This is a genomic window from Pseudomonas putida (assembly GCF_050989985.1).
GTDB classification, from domain to species: Bacteria; Pseudomonadota; Gammaproteobacteria; order Pseudomonadales; family Pseudomonadaceae; genus Aquipseudomonas; species Aquipseudomonas putida_AI.
In genome coordinates this window covers 504,614-524,078 of the sequence record NZ_CP158815.1, presented here as the reverse complement: position 1 = coordinate 524,078, position 19,465 = coordinate 504,614, and the positions used below count along the sequence as shown (strand labels likewise).

Below are 19,465 nucleotides of genomic sequence, written 5' to 3'. Positions count from 1 at the left end.
GCCGGGGGTTTTGTTTTGTGAAGATTAAATCCCCCCGCCCTACCCCCCCGCCGATTTGCCCGTCTACACTCGAAACAATCCCCGTGCCATAACGAGACCGTAATGCCCAGACTGTCGACTGTGCTTTTTTTACTGTCGCTGATGACCTGGACCGCAACGGCTGGCGCACTGACTCTGACCGACGAAGAACGTAGCTGGCTGGCGGCCCACCCGGACTTGCGCCTGGGTGTAGATGCGTCCTGGCCACCCTTTGAGTTTCGTGACGATCATGGGCGTTACCAGGGCCTTGCAGCAGACTATATCGACCTGATCCGCCAGCGATTGGCGGTGAAACTCACCCCCATAGAACCGGTCAGTTGGACGGTCGTGCTGGATCAGGCCAAACAAGGCAAGCTGGACCTCTTGCCGGGCATCATGTCGACTCCGGAACGCCAGGCTTTCCTGTCGTTCACCCGCCCCTACCTGGATTTCCCGATTGTTATCCTGGCCCACGTCGGCGGCCCTCAACCGCGCAAGATCGAGGAGCTGTACGGCCTGAAGATTGCAGTGGTGGAAAACTATGCCCCCCACGAGCTGCTGCGCACCCACAATCCCGACCTGAATTTGGTGGCCATGCCCAATGTCAGCTCGGCCCTACAGGCACTGGCCACTGATGAAGTGGACGCCGTGGTGGGGGATCTGGCTTCCAGCGTCTGGAGCCTGCGCCAGCTCAAGCTGGATGGCCTCTACGTGAGCGGCGAGACGCCTTATCGCTATCAGTTGGCTATGGGCGTGCCACGGGACAACAAAATACTGGTCGGCATCCTGGATAAAGTCCTCGCGGACATGACTCCGGCAGAAATCAGCTCCATTCAGGAGCATTGGGTCGGTAACGTCCTCGATCATCGAACCTTCTGGTCCGACCTGGTGGTCTATGGCCTGCCGGGATTACTGCTGCTGGTCACCGTTCTGGCAGGCGTTATCCGGGTCAATCGCCGACTGAGTTCGGAAATCGCCCGTCGAGTTGACCTGGAGCAGGAACTTCGCAGTAGCGAGTATCACTACCGCGGCCTGGTGGAGAGTCTGTCGGCCATCGCCTGGGAAGCGCGAATGAGCGACTTCACCTACAGCTATGTTTCGCCGCACGCCGAGGATCTTCTCGGTTACCCCCTCTCTCACTGGCTGATTCCGGGCTTCTGGCGCAACATCATTCACCCCGCGGACCTCACCCGTGCGCAGAGCTTCTGCGATCACGAGGTACTGGCCGGGCGCGATCACAGCCTCGATTACCGGGTAATCACCGCCGACGGTCGTTGCTTGTGGGTTCGCGATATCGTCAGCCTGATCGAGCACGGCCACGAACCGGTGATGCGCGGGCTGATGATCGACATCAGCGAAGCCAAGCGCACCGAAGAAGCGCTGCGGCTGTCGGAACAGAAGTTTGCCTCGGTGTTCCAGCAATGCCCGGACATACTGGTGATCGCCCGGCTCTCCGACGGCTGCCTGCTGGAAGTCAACGAAGCGTTCGAGGAACAGATCGGCCTCAAGGCCGAAGACGTCATCGGCCTGACCGCCACCGACCTCAACATCTGGGGTATTCCCGGCGTCGGACCAGGCCTGTTGCAGCGTCTGCAGGCCGGCAGCATCCGCAACCTGGAGATGCCCTTTCGCCGCAGCAACGGCCAGGTGTTTACCGGCCTGATCTCGGCCGAACCCTTCGATCTCGATACCACCCCGGCCCTGGTCGTGGTGGTGCGCGACATCACTCAGCTCAAGGAAACCCAGCAGCAACTGCAAACCTCCGAAGAAAAATTCGCCAAGGCCTTCCACGCCTCTCCGGATGGCTTGCTGCTGTCGCGCCAGAGCGATGGCTTGCTGCTGGAGGTCAATGAAGGTTTCAGCCGCATCACCGGGTTCAACAGCGCGATGTCGGTGGATCGCTCGGCGCTGGACTTGGGGATATGGGTCAACCTTAACGAACGCAAGCAGATGCTCGACCTGTTGCACCGCGACGGTTTCGTGCGCGATTTCAGCTGCCACATCCGCCGCAGCGACGGGCAGATCCGCCTCTGCGAGGTATCCAGTCGCCCGCTACCGATCGGCGATGAAGACTGCATGCTGACAATTGCCCGGGACATTACCGAGCGCCACCTGATGCAGGAAAAACTGCAACAGGCCGCCACGGTATTCGAAAGCACCGCTGAAGGCGTGTTGATCACCGATACCCAGCAGCACATCAGCGCGGTCAACCGCGCCTTTACCGAGATCACCGGCTACAGCGAAAGCGAAGCGTTGGGTCATACGCCGCGCCTCTTGGCCTCGGGCCTGCATGACAGCGCGTTCTACGCCGCGATGTGGCATCAACTGACCGCCGAAGGGCACTGGCAGGGCGAGATCTCCAACCGACGCAAGAATGGCGAGCTCTACCCCAGCTGGCTGACCATCAGCGCCGTGCGTAACCGGGACAAGTTCATCACCCACTTTGTCGCCGTGTTCGCAGACATTTCCAGCCTCAAGCACGCCCAGGCCAAACTCGACTACCAGGCGCACCACGACCCGCTCACCGGCCTGCCCAACCGCACGCTGTTCGAAAGCCGTTTGCAGACCGCGCTCAACACCCAGCGAGAAAACGGCGGCCAGGGCGCGGTGCTGTTCCTCGATCTGGACCGTTTCAAACACATCAACGACAGCCTCGGCCACCCTGTTGGCGACCTGCTACTCAAGGGCATTGCCGTGCGCCTCAAGGAACAGCTGCGCGACATCGACACCGTGGCGCGGCTGGGCGGAGATGAATTCATCATCCTGCTGCCCGGTCTGCAACAGCCCAGCGATGCCGATAACATCGCCAACAAGCTGCTCAACTGCTTCACCGCACCGTTCCAGGCCGGTGAACACGAATTCTTCATCAGCTCCAGTATTGGTACCAGCCTGTATCCACAGGACGGCAGCGATGTGGCCACGCTGATCAAAAACGCCGACGCGGCGATGTACCGCTCCAAAGCCAAGGGCCGTAACCGGGTCGAAAGCTATACCTGCGACCTCACCGCCCAAGCCAGCGAACGCGTGGCGTTGGAGCATGAGTTACGCCGCGCCATCGAACGCAACGAATTGCACCTGTACTACCAACCGAAGATCAGCCTCGACGACTACCGCCTGGTTGGCGCAGAAGCGCTGATCCGCTGGCGCCACCCGACCTTTGGCGACGTGCCACCGGAGCACTTCATATCCCTGGCCGAAGAAAACGGCATGATCCTGCAGATCGGCGACTGGGTACTGGAGACCGCCTGCCGACAACTGCACGAATGGAACAAGAGCTACGTGGGACTGGGCCCGCTGTCGGTCAACCTGGCCGGCGCCCAGCTGCGTCAGCCGAACCTGCTCGGCCGCATCGAACAATTGCTCAAGGACTACCGCCTCAAGCCCGGCCTGCTGCAACTGGAAATCACTGAAAACTTCATCATGAGCCAGGCCGAAGAAGCGCTGACGGTACTGCATCAGCTCAAGCACCTGGGTGTACAGCTGGCGATCGACGATTTCGGCACCGGCTACTCGTCCTTGAGCTACCTCAAGCGCCTGCCGCTGGACATCCTCAAGATCGACCAATCGTTCGTACGCGGCCTGCCGGATGACCCCCACGACGTCGCCATCGTGCGCGCCATCATCGCACTTGGCCGAAGCATGCAATTCACCGTGATTGCCGAAGGCGTCGAAACCCAGGCGCAGCAGCAATTCCTGGCCTACGAGGGCTGCGAGCAGATCCAGGGCTACATCGTCAGCCTGCCCCTGCCCCCGGACGAGTTCGCCGCGACGTTTCTTCGTACAGCCGTATTGGATTTTTCGGATAGCACAGCCGCGAAACCGTCGTTATAATCCGCGACCTACTGGGGCCTATAGCTCAGTTGGTTAGAGCAGAGGACTCATAATCCTTTGGTCCACGGTTCAAGTCCGTGTGGGCCCACCAAACAAGAAAGCCGCGCAATGCGCGGCTTTTTCGTGTCTGGCTGCTCAGTTGGCAAAGTTCTCGATCTTTACCTGCCCCTCGGGGAAGGTTGCGATGATTTCCAGTTCACCGCCCATAGCGCGGATGTAATTGCGCAACGTGCTGATGTACATGTCGGTACGCCGCTCCATCTTGGAGATTGCTGCCTGGTTGACATGCAGCGTCTTGGCCAGCGTGTCCTGACTCAATGCCTGAGCCTGGCGCAACTCGTGCAACGGCATTTCGGCTCGCAGTTTTTTGTGTAGTGCGTCGACGCGCACTTGAGACTCTGGAGAGCGCTGTGCCACCAAATCAGCAAATTTCTTAGCCATTGTCTTTGCCCTCTTTTTTCAATGTTTCCAAGTGCTCGTCGTATAGACGCTCAGCCAAAGGTACATGCTCCAGATACCAACGATCCTGACCGGTTTTGTCACCCCCGATCAGCAGGATCGCGCATCGACGCGGATCAAAGGCATACAGCACACGGTAAGGCCTGCCAGTGTGTTGCACCCGCAACTCACGGAGGTTGCCATGCCGCGAGCCCTCGATATCGCTGGTGTATGGAAAACCCAAGTGCGGTCCTTCATCGCCCAGCAACATGACCGTAGCCTGAACCGAGTCCTGCTCAGCGTCGTCGAGGCGATTCCACCAGGTTTCAAACTCATCGGTATATTCAACGTCCCACTTCATACAAATATGCCACCAAAGGAATATAACCTCAAAGTAATAAATGTATGAGCTCCTATGGGTGACTGGCTACCCTGACCCTCTCAGCAATTGTTAGCGATGGTTTCCACGTCTAAGTCGCGCACAATCTGACCTCAATGAGCAAAGCGGAAATTGATGATGCGGTGAAGGCGCTGACGTGCCGGCCTGTTCGCCCGGCAAAGACAGCCGTAGGTAGCGGGTAGAACGGAGCGAGCCCTGAGGTTTCGGCGCTTTCAGTCTGCAGACTGGATATCTGACGATGCAATCACCTGCACCACCTGCAACCGCTCCAGCATCTCCCCCGTCATCACTACCTCATAGGTATCCGCCGGTCTGCCCCACTGCTCCACAAGGGCCATGCGTTCTACCAATGCCTTCCCGAGGTCGGTAATGGTCTCGGCCAGCGCTTCGACGATCTCTTGGGTTCGCAACCATAGCCGATCATTGATCGCCTTAAGCTCGGCCGTGATGCTGTCGCACGCCGCCGGATCCGTATCGGGATAGGTCAAGTTGCGCAGCAACTGCCGCAACTCCCGGATCTTTGCGTCATCCCGCTCCGCGCCAAACGCACCATTGAGGATGGCAACCGCTTTGGTTTTATCGACACGTTTTTCCCGTGTCTGCGCTGAAGGCAATGTCTGCGCCATGGCGCCCGCGAAGAGGACCATCATTCGGGCTTCCAGGTATTGCTTCATGGCTTGCATCGACGAAATGGGCCGCACCAGACTGATGGAGGCGCCCCCTTTGTGGCGCAGGTCCATGGTCACTGTCAGGGTCACGCCCCCCGTTTCAAAACCCAGCGCCCGCGCCACAACGTAGTGCCCCATTTCGTGCTGGGCAATCTGCAAGGCATGGTCCCGTACAGCGGGAAGCATCTTCTTGGTTTCCATCGCGTCGGCTCTCCATTCGACTACGAGTGACTGTAGCTCTGCAGAATTCTCACACAGAAAAAAGCCGCGCAATCGCGCGGCTTTTTCTTACCTGCATTTCAGCCCTTACTTGGGCAATGCGTAGGCAATTACATAGTCCCCACGATCCGTCGACTGACGCGCACCACCCACCGCCAGCAGGATGTACTGCTTGCCGGTTTTCGGTGACACGTAGGTCATCGGCCCGGACTGGCTGCCCACTGGCAAACGCGATTTCCAGATCTCGTTGCCGTTGCCGGTATCAAAGGCGCGCAGGTAGAAGTCCTGGGTGCCGGCAAAGAACAGCAGGCCCGACTGGGTGGCCAGGGATGCGCCGAGGGTCGGCATGCCGATCGGGATCGGCAGGTGCATGCGGATGCCCAGCGGGCCGGTGTCCTGCACGGTGCCGACCGGGACTTGCCACATCAGTTTGTGGGTCTTGAGGTCGATGGCGGACATGGTGCCGAACGGTGGTTTCTGGCACGGAATGCCGACCGCCGAGAGGAAGCGTTCGCGCATGGCGCCAAACGGCGTGCCTTCCTGCGGTACTACGCCCATTTCGATGCCGCTGGCCCCGGCGCCGATCTTATCCCGCGGGATCATGTAGTTGGCCAGGCCCAGGCGCATGTCGTTGACGAACATGTAGTTGCTGTTCGGATCAACCGAGACGCTGCCCCAGTTCATGCCACCCAGAGAACCCGGGAATTGCAGGGCGCGGTCCATGCCCGGCGGGGTGTAGACGCCTTCGTGGCGCATGCCTTTGAACTGGATGCGGCACATCAGTTGGTCGAACGGGGTGGCGCCCCACATGTCGGACTCGGTCAGGGTTTTGTTGCCGATGGACGGCATGTCTACCGAGAACGGCTGAGTCGGCGAGTAGCGTTCGCCAGGCACATGGCCTTGCGGCACCGGGCGCTCTTCAACGCGAGCAATGGGCACGCCGGTTTCGCGGTTGAGCAGGAAGATCTCGCCCTGCTTGGTGACTTGCGCCAGCGCGGGTTGCATGCCGCCCTTGTCGTCCGGCACGTCGTACAGCAGCGGTTGCGCCGGCAAGTCGAAGTCCCACAGATCGTGGTGCGTGGTCTGGAAGTGCCAGCGCACCTGACCGGTTTTCACATCCAGGGCGACGATGGAGGAGTTCCACTTGTCATCGAATTCAGTGCGCTGACCACCGAAGAAATCCGGGGTGGCGTTGCCAGTCGGCAGATAGACCAGACCCAGTTTGGCGTCGTAGGACATGGCCGACCACACGTTCGGCGTACCCCGGGTATAAGTCTCACCGGCCGGAGGACGTTTGGTGGTGTTCGGGTTACCCGGATCCCACGCCCAGACCAGTTCGCCGCTGCGCACGTCGTAGGCACGCACCACACCCGGCGGTTCGCCGGTGGAGTAGTTATCGGCCACTCGTCCGCCAACGATCACTACGTCGCCAGCGACCAGTGGCGTTGAGGTTTGCTGGTAGTAACCGGGCTTCACTTCACCCATGTCGGTGGTCAGATCGACGGTGCCCTGGTTGCCGAAGTCTTCACAATGCTTGCCGGTTTCGGCATTGATGGCGATCAGACGCGCATCACCTGTCGGCAGAAACAGACGTTTCGCACAGGCTGTTGGCTGATTGTCCGAAGACACCGGAGTCTCGGAGTAGCCCAGGCCACGGCAGCGCTGCCAGTTGGGCGCAGTGCCTTGTGGGTCGAACTTCCAGCGCTGGGCACCGGTGTCGGCGTCGAGGGCGAAAACTTTGCCGTAGGCGGTGCAGGTGTAGACCGTATCGCCGATTTGCAGCGGGGTGTTCTGGTCTTCGGCGCCAGCGCCGGTGCTTTGCGGGATATCACCGGTGCGGAAGGTCCAGGCGACCTGCAATTTGTCGATGTTGCCCTTGTTGATCTGGTCCAGAGCGGCAAAGCGATTGCCGGCGGTGGTATTGCCCCAGTGCGCCCAGTCTTTCTGCTCGGTACCCGGGGTAACCGGTGTGACTGCAGGTTCGCTGGAGGCCTTGACCACGTGGGTCGGCACGAACATGTAGGCCATCGTTGCGACGACGCCGAGGCCGAGAACACCTGCCAGGCCGTAGGCGCCACGACCCGCCGTCGCGCCCGAAGCGCGAACCAGTGTCGGGTAGATCAACGCAACCACCAGGCCGATTACGGCGAACGTCAGTACCCGCGAAACCAGCGGCCAATACTCCAGGCCGGCATCCCACACGGCCCAGATCGCAGTCAGGATCAACGCCACGCCGTACAGCCATGCGCCCAGCGGCTTGCGCCGAGCGATCAGCAGACCGGAGGCCAGCATCGCCAGGCCCATCAACAGGAAGTACCAGCTGCCGCCCAAGGTGATCAGATAACCACCGCCGCCGGCCAAGCCGAGCCCGATCAACGCGATCAGGACACCCAGCCCTACCAGCAACCATTTGCTGCCGGCGGCAGCCCCAGAATTGTTCATGTCGGTATTTATCCCCATTTGTGACAAGCACGGAATAATGTACTACCTAGTTACTTATGGCAAATTGTCGCAGCCGAAAATGGCACGAACGGTCATCAATTCAGATGAAACATCCGCTGTGCGGGATGTGCCTGTAACATGCTCATCCACCGATCCGTGCCGCTGGAGACGCCCCTTTGCCTGACACTCGCCCGCCCGTTCTCGACGAAATCGACCGCCAGTTGATTGCCGCCTTGCAGATCAATGCCCGTGAAAGCGTGGCCATGCTCGCCCGGCAACTGGGCATTGCCCGCACCACCGTGACATCGCGTCTGGCGCGGCTGGAGAAAGCCAAAGTGATCACCGGCTACGGCGTGCGCCTGGGTCAGCGGGTGGTGGATGGTGGGTTGCAGGCGTATGTGGGGATCACCGTGCAGCCGCGCTCCGGCAAGGAAGTGTTGCGTCGACTGAGCGCCATGGCACAGGTGCAGCAGTTGTGCGCGGTAAGTGGCGAATTTGATTATGTGGCGTGGCTGCGTACGGACTCGCCGGAGCAACTGGACCAGTTACTGGATCAAATTGGCAGTGTGGATGGGGTGGAGAAAACCACGACGTCCATCATCCTGAGCAGCAAGATTGATCGGGGGCAGCCGGTTTGAGTTTTCAATCCGGCAGTAGCGGGTGCCTGAACTGACGCCATCGCGAGCAGGCTCGCTCCCACGGGGGTTTCATTGTCAGTTTGCATAGCAAACTCGTCATATTGATCTATTTAACTGCAAAACGACGACACTTTGCGTCTTATTAACGTATTCCACGCTCTCTAGAATGGCTCGCATCTTTTCCTATACTCAGACGCGCCCCCCGCGTCCGGATACCAGTAAGGTCAGCCATGAACAAGAACAATCGCCACCCTGCAGACGGTAAAAAACCAGTCACCATTTTCGGCCCGGACTTTCCTTTCGCTTTCGACGACTGGATCGAACACCCGGCCGGCCTGGGCAGCATTCCCGAGCACAATCACGGTGCCGAAGTGGCGATTGTCGGTGCCGGTATCGCCGGCCTGGTGGCGGCTTACGAACTGATGAAACTTGGCCTGAAGCCCGTCGTGTATGAGGCTTCGAAGCTGGGTGGTCGTCTGCGTTCCCAAGCGTTCAACGGCACTGATGGCATCGTCGCCGAGCTGGGTGGCATGCGTTTTCCGGTGTCGTCCACCGCGTTCTATCACTACGTTGACAAGCTGGGCCTGGAAACCAAGCCCTTCCCGAACCCGCTGACGCCGGCTTCCGGCAGCACCGTTATCGACCTGGAAGGTAAAACCCATTACGCACAGAAACTGGCGGATCTTCCTGCACTGTTCCAGGAAGTGGCTGACGCCTGGGCCGACGCCCTGGAAGCCGGCTCGCAGTTCTCCGACATCCAGCAAGCGATCCGCGACCGCGACGTACCGCGCCTCAAGGAACTGTGGAACACCCTCGTGCCACTGTGGGACGACCGCACTTTCTATGACTTCGTCGCTACGTCCAAGGCCTTCGCCAAACTGTCGTTCCATCACCGCGAAGTGTTCGGCCAGGTCGGTTTCGGCACTGGTGGCTGGGACTCGGACTTCCCCAACTCGATGCTGGAAATCTTCCGCGTGGTGATGACCAACTGCGATGATCACCAACACCTGGTGGTCGGCGGTGTGGAACAAGTGCCACAAGGCATCTGGCGCCATGTGCCGGAGCGCTGCGTGCATTGGCCAGAAGGCACCAGCCTCAAGTCGCTGCACCGAGGCGCCCCGCGCTCCGGCGTGAAAAAAATCGCCCACGCACCGGGCGGCCGTTTTGCGGTCACCGACAACAATGGCGACACCCGCGAATACGCCGCTGTGCTCACCACCTGCCAGAGTTGGCTGCTGACCACCCAGATCGAATGCGAAGAAACCCTGTTCTCGCAAAAGATGTGGATGGCCCTGGACCGTACCCGCTACATGCAGTCGTCGAAAACCTTCGTGATGGTCGACCGCCCGTTCTGGAAGGACAAGGACCCGGAAACCGGCCGCGACCTGATGAGCATGACCCTCACCGATCGCCTGACCCGCGGCACCTACCTGTTCGACAACGGTGACGACAAACCGGGGGTGATCTGCCTGTCGTACTCGTGGATGAGTGACGCGTTGAAAATGTTGCCGCATCCTGTGGAAAAACGCGTGAAGCTGGCGCTGGATGCGTTGAAGAAGATCTACCCGAAAGTCGATATCGCGGCGCGGATCATTGGCGATCCGATCACCGTGTCCTGGGAAGCCGACCCGCACTTCCTCGGTGCCTTCAAAGGCGCCCTGCCCGGTCACTACCGCTACAACCAGCGCATGTACGCTCACTTCATGCAGGACGACATGCCAGCCGAGCAGCGCGGGATTTTCATCGCCGGCGACGACGTTTCGTGGACGCCGGCCTGGGTCGAAGGTGCGGTGCAGACATCACTTAACGCGGTGTGGGGCATAATGAAACACTTCGGCGGAGCGACACATAAAGAGAACCCGGGCCCGGGTGATGTGTTCAAAGAGATAGGCCCGATCGCCCTGCCTGAGTAAGAGGAATCCCTGATGCGCGTAGCCCTTTACCAATGTCCACCGTTGCCACTGGACGTCGCCGGCAATCTGCAACGCCTGCAGCAGTTGGCGCAGGAAGCCAAAGGCGCCGATCTGCTGGTGCTGCCGGAGATGTTCCTGACCGGTTACAACATCGGCCTGGACGCCGTCAGCGTGCTGGCGGAAGTGCACAACGGTGAGTCGGCACAGCAGGTCGCGCGCATCGCCCGGTCCACCGGGATCGCCATCCTGTATGGCTATCCCGAACGCACCGAGGACGGACAGATCTACAACGCCGTGCAGTTGATCGACGCCCAGGGTGAGCGCGTCTGCAATTACCGCAAGACGCACCTGTTCGGCGACCTCGACCGCTCGATGTTCAGCCCCGGCACCAACGAATTTCCGGTCGTCGAACTCAACGGCTGGAAGCTCGGTTTCCTGATCTGCTACGACCTGGAATTCCCGGAAAACGCCCGGCGCCTGGCCATCGAAGGCGCCGAGCTGATCCTGGTGCCAACGGCAAACATGATCCCCTTTGATTTCATCGCCGACGTCACCGTGCGTTCCCGTGCCTTCGAAAACCAGTGTTACGTGGCCTATGCCAATTACTGCGGACAGGAAGGCGATATCCAGTACTGCGGCCGGAGCAGCATCGCCGCACCGGACGGCAGCCGCATCGCCCAGGCCGGCCTCGATGAAGCCTTGATTGTCGGTGAGCTGGATCGTCAATTGATGGACAAATCCCGCAGTGCCAATCGTTACCTGATCGACCGCCGTCCCGAGCTTTACGCCGCGCTGAACAAGCGCTAATCCGCTAGCATTGGCACTTCACTGTTCTGGAAGTGCCCATGCCTGCGCCCAATCCCCCTCGCCCACACACTGAAACCCTGGCCAACGGTCTGCGGGTGACACTGCGCCATGCGCCCGATCTGAAACGAGCCGCTGCAGCATTGCGGGTCGCCGCCGGTAGCCATGATGTTCCGTTGGCCTGGCCGGGACTGGCGCACTTTCTTGAGCATCTGCTGTTTCTGGGAACCGAGCGTTTTCCCGCGAATCAGGGGCTGATGGCCTACGTTCAAGGTCATGGCGGGCAATTGAACGCGCGGACCAGTGAGCGCAACACCGACTACTTCTTCGAATTGCCGACCCAGGCGTTCAGCGGCGGGCTGGAGCGTCTGTCGGACATGCTCGCCCATCCCCGTATGAATCCGGACGATCAGCAGCGGGAACGGGAAGTGCTGCACGCGGAATTTTTCGCCTGGTCGCAGGATGCGGCAGCCCAACAGCAGTTGGCGTTGTTCGGTGGGCTGTCCGACGCTCATCCACTGAGGGGTTTTCATGCTGGAAACCGCGACAGCCTGCCCGTGCAACAAGAGGAATTTCAGCAGGCGCTGAAGGGTTTCCATCAGCGGTTTTATCAGTCCGGGCAAATGACGCTGAGCCTGGCCGGTCCTCAACCGCTCGAAGAATTGAAGCTGCTGGCCCAGGCATTTGCCGATGCCATTCCCCAAGGCAGCCTGGTCCCGCAACAAGCGCCTGCGCCTTTGATGAGCAGTGCGCAGAAAAGTTATCAACAGCTGAACGAGCGCCGCCTGGACCTGTTGTTCGCGCTCGAAGCGCTGCCCGACTCAGCCTCTGAAGCGTTGGCGTTCCTTTGCCATTGGCTGAATGCCGCGAAACCCGGCGGGCTGCTGGCCCGACTACGCAGCGAAGGTTTGGCCGACAGCCTCAAAGCGGCAGTCGTGTATGCATTCGGCGGACAGGCCCTGCTCCACGTTGAACTCACCCTGAACGCCAGCGGGCAACCCGTTGCGATTCGTGAGCATCTGCTGGATTGGCTGGGGTTCTTCGCCCGGCAAAACTGGAGCGATTTGCGCGACGAATATGCCGCCCTGCTCCAATGCCAGCAGCAAGTCAGCAGCGCATTGCAGCTGGCACGACTGGATTGCGAGCAACGGGAAACCGGGCTATCTGAACAGGGTGTGAGCGCCCTCAGGGTCATCCTGCAACAACTCGGTGCTGTGGATAACGTGACTGGCCAATGGCAGCTGCCGACGCCCAATCCTTTCTTGCGCACTGAAGCGCCAGCACCCAACGCGGCTTTGATTCGCGGCCAGACCAGCGCCCACCGTGGCCTGCGCACTTTCGCCCAGGATCGTTCCCGCAGCCGTCGCGAACGCTCGCCGATGCAATTCAGCCAGGCATTACCGGATAACCATGCCGAAGGGGCGTTGTATTTGCGCTGGCGTCTGGACTCGGCCCCGGAAGCCCGCCTCCAGTCACGACTGGAAAGCAGCCTGCAACCACTGTGCGAGGAAGCCTGGCAGGCGGGAGTGGAGGTTTCGTTCAGCGCTTCAGGCAACGAATGGCTACTGAAGATGACCGGCCTTCAGGAACCCATGTCCAGCGTGCTGGAACACGCGCTGAAAACGCTGACGAATCCTGACACCCAATTCCCACAAGATGCGCCTGCATTGATGCCGATCCGGCAACTGCTCAAGGCATTGCCGACCCACATGTTGCAGCGGACCGATGACTCATCTGACCCGCAGCAACTCTGGTCGAACGCGCGCTGGGACGGCCTGGGAATCGGCCTGTCGTCTCAGACCCAGGCGGCCATGGGCCTGGGTTTGAGCCGCATCCCCGGCACACCGGACAATCAATCGACACCACCTTCCATCCATGGGCAGCGACTCTGGAGCACCCTGGACACCGGTTCCAGCGAACACGCCCTGCTGCTGTTCTGTCCGTCAGCTTCCTGCGACATGTCTGACGAAGCCGCGTGGCGCCTGTTGGCCCACCTCTGTCAGACGCCGTTCTACCAGCGCCTGCGCGTGGAATTGCAACTGGGTTACGCAGTGTTCAGTTCCTTGCGCCAGATGCATGGACAAACCGCTCTGCTGTTCGGCGTGCAATCGCCGAACGTCCCACCATTGGATCTTTTGCAACACATCGAGCAATTTCTCAATGGGTTGCCGCAGATGATTCAAGGCATCGATGACGCCGACTTCCTGGCCCAACGCCAAGCCCTGGCCGATCAATTCGCCAGCAGCGCCTTGCCCTTCGCCCAGGCCGCCGAACTGCTATGGCAGGGCAAGCTGGCTGGCCACTCGTCGGATTATCTGGTGCAGCTGCCCGAGGCAATATCGACCATGGATCGCCCGGCGCTCATCGCCGCCGCCGGGCGCCTCATGCAAGCCGATGGCGGGTGGCGCTGTCTGTCCAGTGGGGCGTGCCCGGGTGCACCCTGGCAAACGGCACCATGACCGATACCGGAACCATCGTTAACCATTTAGAACATTTTGCGCCCCTTGCCCGAAATTTTGAGTAACATAGCTGCCTAACTATCTGAACATCTCCGGTTGGAGGTGGACTATATGTATAGGTCTCAACTGTCTCATCACCCCAAGGAGCGCTCCCATGGCCTGGACCAAACCTGCTTACACCGACCTGCGTATCGGCTTTGAAGTCACCATGTACTTCGCCAGCCGCTAATCTCTGCTTTGACAGGCATGCAGTTCAACGCCTCGGTGATCCCGAGGCGTTTTATTTTCAGCGTTGAGATGGAGCCTCCATGTTCGTCCAGATTCTAGGTTCCGCCGCCGGCGGCGGTTTCCCCCAATGGAACTGCAACTGCGTGAACTGCGCCGGTTTTCGCAACGGCAGCCTGCGTGCCAGGGCGCGGACCCAGTCGTCCATCGCAATTTCCGATGACGGTGTGAACTGGGTGCTGTGCAACACTTCCCCAGACATCCGCGCGCAACTCCAGAGCTTCGCCCCGATGCAACCGGGCCGCGCCCTGCGCGATACCGGCATCAGCGCGATCATCCTGATGGACAGCCAGATCGACCACACCACCGGCCTGCTCATGCTGCGCGAAGGTTGCCCGCATCAGGTCTGGTGCACCGACATGGTCCATGAGGATCTGAGCAGCGGTTTCCCGCTGTTCAACATGCTGACCCACTGGAACGGCGGCTTGAGCTGGAACCGCATCGAACTGGACCAGAGCTTCAGCATCCCGGCCTGCCCCAACCTGCGCCTTACCCCGCTGCCCTTGCGCAGCGCCGCGCCACCCTATTCGCCGCACCGCTTCGACCCGCATCCGGGCGACAACATCGGCCTGATCGTCGAGGACCTCAACACCGGCGGCAAGCTGTTCTATGCGCCGGGGCTGGGCAAGGTCGATGCGTCATTGCTGGAGATCATGGCCGGCTGCGATTGCCTGCTGGTGGACGGCACGCTGTGGGACGACGATGAAATGCAGCGCCGTGGCGTCGGCACCCGCACCGGCCGGGAGATGGGCCACCTGGCGCAGAACGGCCCCGGCGGCATGCTCGAAGTGCTGGAAAAACTGCCTCGCCAGCGCAAGGTGCTTATCCACATCAACAACACCAATCCGATTCTCGATGAGGATTCGCCGCAGCGAGCGGAGCTGGAACGGCGGCAGGTTGAAGTGGCGTATGACGGCATGAGTATCGTGCTGTAGCGGATGGCCCCATCGCTGGCAAGCCAGCTCCCACAAGGATCTGTGGCGTACACAAACCTGTGGGAGCGGCGGTGCGACGATTCGACTTGCCCGCGATGAGGCCCGAGCAGACACCCAGGAATCCACCGGTTGTACCCGGAGAAAAGTAATGACCAACACCCCAATGTCCCCCGTCGAATTCGAGGCCGCCCTGCGCGCCAAGGGCGCCTACTACCACATCCACCACCCGTACCACGTGGCGATGTACGAAGGCCGGGCGAGCCGCGAGCAGATCCAGGGCTGGGTCGCCAACCGCTTTTACTACCAGGTGAATATCCCGCTGAAAGACGCCGCGATTCTCGCCAACTGCCCCGACCGCGAGATCCGCCGCGAGTGGATTCAACGCCTGCTCGACCATGACGGCGCCCCCGGTGAGGACGGCGGCATCGAAGCCTGGCTGCGCCTGGGCCAGGCGGTCGGACTCGACCCGGATCAGTTGCGCTCGCAGGAACTGGTACTGCCTGGGGTGCGCTTCGCCGTCGACGCCTACGTCAACTTCGCCCGCCGCGCCAGTTGGCAGGAAGCCGCCAGCAGCTCGCTGACCGAACTGTTCGCACCGCAGATCCACCAGTCGCGCCTGGACAGCTGGCCGCAGCACTACCCATGGATCGACCCGGCCGGCTATGAGTACTTCCGCACGCGTCTGGGCCAGGCGCGGCGGGATGTCGAGCACGGTCTGGCGATTACGTTGCAGCACTACAGGACACGGGACGGCCAGGAGCGCATGCTGGAGATTCTCCAGTTCAAACTGGACATTCTCTGGAGCATGCTCGATGCCATGACCATGGCCTACGAACTCAATCGCCCGCCCTATCACAGCGTGACCGGGCAACGGGTCTGGCACAAAGGAATCACCCTATGAGTTTCGATCGCAGCAAGACCCCGAACTGGCGTCCCGGCTACCGCTTCCAGTACGAACCGGCACAAAAAGGCCACGTGCTGCTGTACCCGGAAGGCATGATCAAACTCAATGAAAGCGCCGCACTGATCGGCGGCCTGATCGATGGCCGGCGCGATGTCGCGGCGATCATCGCCGAACTCGACCAACAGTTCCCCGGCGTGCCGGAACTTGGTGACGACATCGAGCAATTCATGGAGGTCGCCCGTGCGCAGCACTGGATCGAACTTGCCTGAAATCGCGTCAGACAAGTTACCGCCCAAGCCTGAAATCGGCCTGCCGCTGTGGCTGCTGGCCGAGCTGACCTATCGCTGCCCGCTGCAATGCCCGTACTGCTCCAACCCGCTGGACTTCGCCACGCAAGGCCAGGAGTTGAGTACCGAGCAGTGGATCAAGGTATTTCGCGAAGCCCGGGAAATGGGCGCCGCGCAACTGGGCTTTTCCGGTGGCGAACCGCTGGTGCGCCAGGACCTCGCCGAGCTGATCGCCGAGGCGCGCAGGCTTGGGTTCTACACCAACCTGATCACCTCCGGCATCGGCCTGACCGAGCAGAAGATCAGCGACTTCAAGAAGGCGGGCCTGGACCACATCCAGATCAGTTTCCAGGCCAGCGACGAACAGGTGAACAACCTGCTCGCCGGCTCGAAAAAGGCCTTCGCACAGAAGCTGGAAATGGCCCGCGCGGTGAAGGCCCACGGCTACCCGATGGTGCTGAACTTCGTCACCCATCGGCACAACATCGACCAGATCGACCGGATCATCGAGCTGTGCATCGCCCTTGAAGCGGACTTCGTCGAGCTCGCCACCTGCCAGTTCTATGGTTGGGCCCAGCTCAACCGAGTCGGGCTTTTACCTACCCGAGAGCAATTGGTCCGCGCCGAACGCATCACCAACGAATACCGCGCCCGGCTCGAAGCCCAGGGGCACCCGTGCAAACTGATTTTCGTCACACCGGACTACTATGAAGAACGTCCGAAAGCCTGCATGAATGGCTGGGGCAGTATTTTTCTGACCGTGACGCCGGACGGAACCGCACTGCCCTGTCACGGCGCCCGACAGATGCCGGTGCAGTTTCCCAACGTGCGTGACCACAGCATGCAGCACATCTGGTACGACTCGTTCGGCTTCAACCGTTTCCGCGGTTACGACTGGATGCCCGAACCCTGTCGCTCCTGCGACGAAAAGGAAAAAGACTTCGGCGGCTGCCGCTGCCAAGCCTTCATGCTCACCGGTGACGCCAGCAACGCCGACCCGGTGTGCAGCAAGTCGCCCCATCACGACGTGATCCTCAAGGCTCGCGAAGAAGCCAGGCACGCCACCCAGTCCATCGAACAACTGGCCTTTCGCAATGAACGAAATTCACGCCTCATCGCCAAAAGCTGAACCCTTCAGTGCCGCCAGGGCCGTTGCTGCCGGCATCGATTTTGCCGAGTTGCAAGCAGGTCCCAAGGGCCTGTTCTGGAACGAGTATCGACCGGAGGACGCGGCCTGTCGTATCTGGCATTGGTGCGACGGTGCAGCGAGTTGTCTGACGCCGCTGGGCTACAGCGTGCGCAGTCGGGTGTACGAATATGGCGGTGGCGCGTTTTGTCTGACGGACGAGGGCGTGGTGTTCGTCAACGAAGCCGATCAGCAGCTCTATCGGCAATCGTTGAAAGGCGAAACACCCGAAGTGCTGACAACCGGTGTGTGCCGCTACGGCGACTTGCAGTTCAGCAATGGCCAGGTGCTGGCGGTTGAAGAAAACCGCGACCGGCATCGCCTGGTGGCGATCGACCTGGCTGACGGCAAGCGCCATCTGCTGGTCGAAGGCGCCGATTTCTACGCCGCCCCGACCCTCAGTCCGGACTCGCGACGCCTGGCCTGGATCGAGTGGACTCGCCCGGATCAACCCTGGACCGCGACCCGCTTGATGGTTGCCGAACGTCAGGACGATGGCAGCTTCGGTGCGGCTCGCTGCGTGGCCGGCGATAAAGCGCAGGAGTCGCTGCAACAACCACGCTTTGACAGCAGCGGCCAGCTGTTTTGCCTGACCGATCGTGACGGCTACTGGCAGCCCTGGATGGAATCGGCAAACGGCCTGATCCCGTTACCGAGCGCGGCGGCCGATCATGGCCCGGCGCCCTGGCAACTCGGTGGCTGCACCTGGCTGCCGCTGAGCGAAAACCGCTATCTGGCGACTTGGACCGAAGACGGTTTTGGTCGATTGGGTATCTGTGGCACCCGCTGTGAAGAATTCACCGGTGACTACAGCCGCTTCCGCAGCCTCGCCCTGGATGAGCGATTTATTTACTGCATTGCGGCATCACCGATCAGTTCCCCGGCGGTGATCGCCATCGACCGCCACACCTGTGAGACCAAGGTACTGGCCGGTGGTAACGCACCGCTCCCCGCTGAACAGATCAGCCGCCCGCAAACCCTGCGCTATCCAAGCGGTGCGGGTGAGGCCCACGGATTCTTCTACCCGGCAATGACCGGCGAAGCGAAACCGCCGCTGGTGGTGTTCATCCACGGTGGCCCGACTTCGGCGTGCTATCCGATGCTCGACCCGCGCATCCAGTACTGGGCACAGCGAGGGTTCGCCGTCGCCGATCTCAACTACCGTGGCAGCAGTGGCTATGGCCGCGACTATCGTCAGGCTTTGCATTTGAGTTGGGGAGACGTCGATGTCGAAGACGCTTGCGCGGCGGTCAGGCATCTGGCCGAACGCGGCCTGATCGATGGCGACAAGGCCTTCATTCGCGGCGGCAGCGCCGGTGGCTACACCACGCTGTGCGCGCTGGCTTTCCACAATGTATTCCGTGCTGGCGCCAGCCTCTATGGCGTGAGCGATCCCATTGCACTGGGCCACGCCACCCACAAGTTCGAGAGCGATTACCTCGACTGGCTGATCGGCGATCCCGTACGCGACGCGCAACGCTACGCCGCACGCACGCCCTTGCTGCATGCGGGCAACATTCGCGTGCCGGTGATCTTCTTTCAGGGGGAACTGGACGCCGTGGTCGTGCCACAGCAAACCCGCGATATGGTCGAGGCATTGCAGAACAAAGGCATTCTGGTCGAGGCGCATTACTACGCGCTGGAACGCCACGGCTTCCGCCAGGCAGGCAACCAGGCCCATGCGCTGGAGCAGGAATGGTTGTTTTATCGGCGGGTGATGGATCAGGGGAACTGATGTCGCAAGTTGCGGCGCGCCCATCGCGAGCAGGCTCGCTCCCACATTTGATCCCTGTTGTGCACGCATGTTGTGCTCACCGAAGATCGAGTGTGGGAGCGAGCCTGCTCGCGAAAGCGATCTATCCGACGCAGCCGAACTCAACGCTTGGCGATGATATACACCGCATGCACGATCCCCGGGATGTAGCCGCACAACGTCAAAAGAATATTCAGCCAGAACGCCCCGCCAAATCCCACTTGCAGAAACACACCCAACGGCGGCAACAGAATGGCGATGATGATGCGAATGAAATCCATGGGC

General features: G+C 60.8%; 16 protein-coding genes and 1 tRNA gene. 12 read left to right on the top strand and 5 right to left on the bottom strand.

Going from position 1 to position 19,465, the window contains the following annotated elements:
* Positions 1-102 precede the first annotated feature (102 nt).
* Both ABTV29_RS02455 and ABTV29_RS02450 read left to right on the top strand, forming a co-directional pair.
* Positions 103-3,849 carry a bifunctional diguanylate cyclase/phosphodiesterase gene (locus ABTV29_RS02455; RefSeq protein ID WP_433768714.1) on the top strand — a complete coding sequence of 1,249 codons (3,747 nt, stop codon included), beginning with the start codon at positions 103-105 and terminating at the stop codon, positions 3,847-3,849.
* Positions 3,850-3,863: 14 nt separating this feature from the next.
* A tRNA-Ile gene (locus ABTV29_RS02450) sits at positions 3,864-3,940 on the top strand.
* A gap of 44 nt (positions 3,941-3,984) precedes the next feature.
* On the opposite strand, the gene ABTV29_RS02445 is transcribed toward ABTV29_RS02450, so the two are convergent.
* The 4 genes from ABTV29_RS02445 to ABTV29_RS02430 form a co-directional block, all read right to left on the bottom strand.
* Positions 3,985-4,290: an XRE family transcriptional regulator gene (locus ABTV29_RS02445; protein ID WP_433768713.1), complete on the bottom strand. Its 306-nt coding sequence runs from the start codon at positions 4,288-4,290 to the stop codon at positions 3,985-3,987.
* Entirely contained in the window at positions 4,283-4,648 is a 366-nt protein-coding gene (locus ABTV29_RS02440; RefSeq protein ID WP_433768712.1) for a type II toxin-antitoxin system RelE/ParE family toxin, read from the bottom strand. Before ABTV29_RS02440 ends, ABTV29_RS02445 begins: the two co-directional genes overlap by 8 nt.
* A 251-nt stretch (positions 4,649-4,899) precedes the next feature.
* Complete coding sequence (locus tag ABTV29_RS02435; RefSeq protein ID WP_433768711.1) at positions 4,900-5,556, bottom strand: peptidase M41; 657 nt, start codon at positions 5,554-5,556, stop codon at positions 4,900-4,902.
* 105 nt (positions 5,557-5,661) lie between these two features.
* Complete coding sequence (locus ABTV29_RS02430; RefSeq protein ID WP_433768710.1) at positions 5,662-8,016, bottom strand: glucose/quinate/shikimate family membrane-bound PQQ-dependent dehydrogenase; 2,355 nt, start codon at positions 8,014-8,016, stop codon at positions 5,662-5,664.
* A 176-nt stretch (positions 8,017-8,192) separates the two neighbouring features.
* Between ABTV29_RS02430 and ABTV29_RS02425 the strand changes: the two genes are divergently transcribed.
* The 10 genes from ABTV29_RS02425 (at position 8,193) to ABTV29_RS02380 (ending at position 19,162) form a co-directional block, all read left to right on the top strand.
* Positions 8,193-8,654, top strand: a complete 462-nt coding sequence (locus ABTV29_RS02425; RefSeq protein ID WP_007980298.1) for an Lrp/AsnC family transcriptional regulator — start codon at positions 8,193-8,195, stop codon at positions 8,652-8,654.
* 230 nt (positions 8,655-8,884) lie between these two features.
* A complete protein-coding gene (locus tag ABTV29_RS02420; protein WP_433768709.1) occupies positions 8,885-10,567 on the top strand; it encodes a flavin monoamine oxidase family protein in 1,683 nt (560 codons plus the stop codon).
* Positions 10,568-10,579: 12 nt separating this feature from the next.
* Positions 10,580-11,374, top strand: coding sequence for a carbon-nitrogen hydrolase family protein (locus ABTV29_RS02415; RefSeq protein ID WP_433768708.1), 795 nt, complete (start codon positions 10,580-10,582; stop codon positions 11,372-11,374).
* A 38-nt stretch (positions 11,375-11,412) separates the two neighbouring features.
* Positions 11,413-13,830: a pyrroloquinoline quinone biosynthesis protein PqqF gene (gene pqqF, locus ABTV29_RS02410; RefSeq protein ID WP_433768707.1), complete on the top strand. Its 2,418-nt coding sequence runs from the start codon at positions 11,413-11,415 to the stop codon at positions 13,828-13,830.
* A gap of 154 nt (positions 13,831-13,984) precedes the next feature.
* Complete coding sequence (gene pqqA / locus ABTV29_RS02405; protein WP_003444522.1) at positions 13,985-14,059, top strand: pyrroloquinoline quinone precursor peptide PqqA; 75 nt, start codon at positions 13,985-13,987, stop codon at positions 14,057-14,059.
* Between the two features lie 79 nt (positions 14,060-14,138).
* Complete coding sequence (gene pqqB, locus ABTV29_RS02400) at positions 14,139-15,050, top strand: pyrroloquinoline quinone biosynthesis protein PqqB (protein ID WP_433768706.1); 912 nt, start codon at positions 14,139-14,141, stop codon at positions 15,048-15,050.
* A gap of 148 nt (positions 15,051-15,198) precedes the next feature.
* On the top strand, positions 15,199-15,951 hold the full coding sequence (gene pqqC, locus ABTV29_RS02395) for a pyrroloquinoline-quinone synthase PqqC (RefSeq protein WP_433768705.1): 753 nt from the start codon (positions 15,199-15,201) through the stop codon (positions 15,949-15,951).
* Positions 15,948-16,223, top strand: coding sequence for a pyrroloquinoline quinone biosynthesis peptide chaperone PqqD (pqqD, locus tag ABTV29_RS02390; protein ID WP_433768704.1), 276 nt, complete (start codon positions 15,948-15,950; stop codon positions 16,221-16,223). Before pqqC ends, pqqD begins: the two co-directional genes overlap by 4 nt.
* Positions 16,195-17,370 carry a pyrroloquinoline quinone biosynthesis protein PqqE gene (gene pqqE / locus ABTV29_RS02385; RefSeq protein WP_433768703.1) on the top strand — a complete coding sequence of 392 codons (1,176 nt, stop codon included), beginning with the start codon at positions 16,195-16,197 and terminating at the stop codon, positions 17,368-17,370. The genes pqqD and pqqE overlap by 29 nt, the downstream gene beginning before the upstream one ends.
* Positions 17,336-19,162: a prolyl oligopeptidase family serine peptidase gene (locus ABTV29_RS02380; RefSeq protein WP_433768702.1), complete on the top strand. Its 1,827-nt coding sequence runs from the start codon at positions 17,336-17,338 to the stop codon at positions 19,160-19,162. Before pqqE ends, ABTV29_RS02380 begins: the two co-directional genes overlap by 35 nt.
* A gap of 140 nt (positions 19,163-19,302) precedes the next feature.
* Here ABTV29_RS02380 and ABTV29_RS02375 read toward each other — a convergent pair whose 3' ends face one another.
* A complete protein-coding gene (locus ABTV29_RS02375) occupies positions 19,303-19,461 on the bottom strand; it encodes a YqaE/Pmp3 family membrane protein (RefSeq protein ID WP_003228885.1) in 159 nt (52 codons plus the stop codon).
* Between the last annotated feature and the right edge of the window lie 4 nt (positions 19,462-19,465).

What these genes read in the sequence shown, in the direction of transcription:
- ABTV29_RS02455 (WP_433768714.1), top strand. Translation starts at nt 103, where the DNA reads ATGCCCAGACTGTCGACTGTGCTTTTTTTACTGTCGCTGATGACCTGG.
- ABTV29_RS02445 (WP_433768713.1), bottom strand. Translation starts at nt 4,290, where the DNA reads ATGGCTAAGAAATTTGCTGATTTGGTGGCACAGCGCTCTCCAGAGTCT.
- ABTV29_RS02440 (WP_433768712.1), bottom strand. Translation starts at nt 4,648, where the DNA reads ATGAAGTGGGACGTTGAATATACCGATGAGTTTGAAACCTGGTGGAAT.
- ABTV29_RS02435 (WP_433768711.1), bottom strand. Translation starts at nt 5,556, where the DNA reads ATGGAAACCAAGAAGATGCTTCCCGCTGTACGGGACCATGCCTTGCAG.
- ABTV29_RS02430 (WP_433768710.1), bottom strand. Translation starts at nt 8,016, where the DNA reads ATGAACAATTCTGGGGCTGCCGCCGGCAGCAAATGGTTGCTGGTAGGG.
- ABTV29_RS02420 (WP_433768709.1), top strand. Translation starts at nt 8,885, where the DNA reads ATGAACAAGAACAATCGCCACCCTGCAGACGGTAAAAAACCAGTCACC.
- ABTV29_RS02415 (WP_433768708.1), top strand. Translation starts at nt 10,580, where the DNA reads ATGCGCGTAGCCCTTTACCAATGTCCACCGTTGCCACTGGACGTCGCC.
- pqqF (WP_433768707.1), top strand. Translation starts at nt 11,413, where the DNA reads ATGCCTGCGCCCAATCCCCCTCGCCCACACACTGAAACCCTGGCCAAC.
- pqqB (WP_433768706.1), top strand. Translation starts at nt 14,139, where the DNA reads ATGTTCGTCCAGATTCTAGGTTCCGCCGCCGGCGGCGGTTTCCCCCAA.
- pqqC (WP_433768705.1), top strand. Translation starts at nt 15,199, where the DNA reads ATGACCAACACCCCAATGTCCCCCGTCGAATTCGAGGCCGCCCTGCGC.
- pqqD (WP_433768704.1), top strand. Translation starts at nt 15,948, where the DNA reads ATGAGTTTCGATCGCAGCAAGACCCCGAACTGGCGTCCCGGCTACCGC.
- ABTV29_RS02380 (WP_433768702.1), top strand. Translation starts at nt 17,336, where the DNA reads ATGAACGAAATTCACGCCTCATCGCCAAAAGCTGAACCCTTCAGTGCC.
- ABTV29_RS02375 (WP_003228885.1), bottom strand. Translation starts at nt 19,461, where the DNA reads ATGGATTTCATTCGCATCATCATCGCCATTCTGTTGCCGCCGTTGGGT.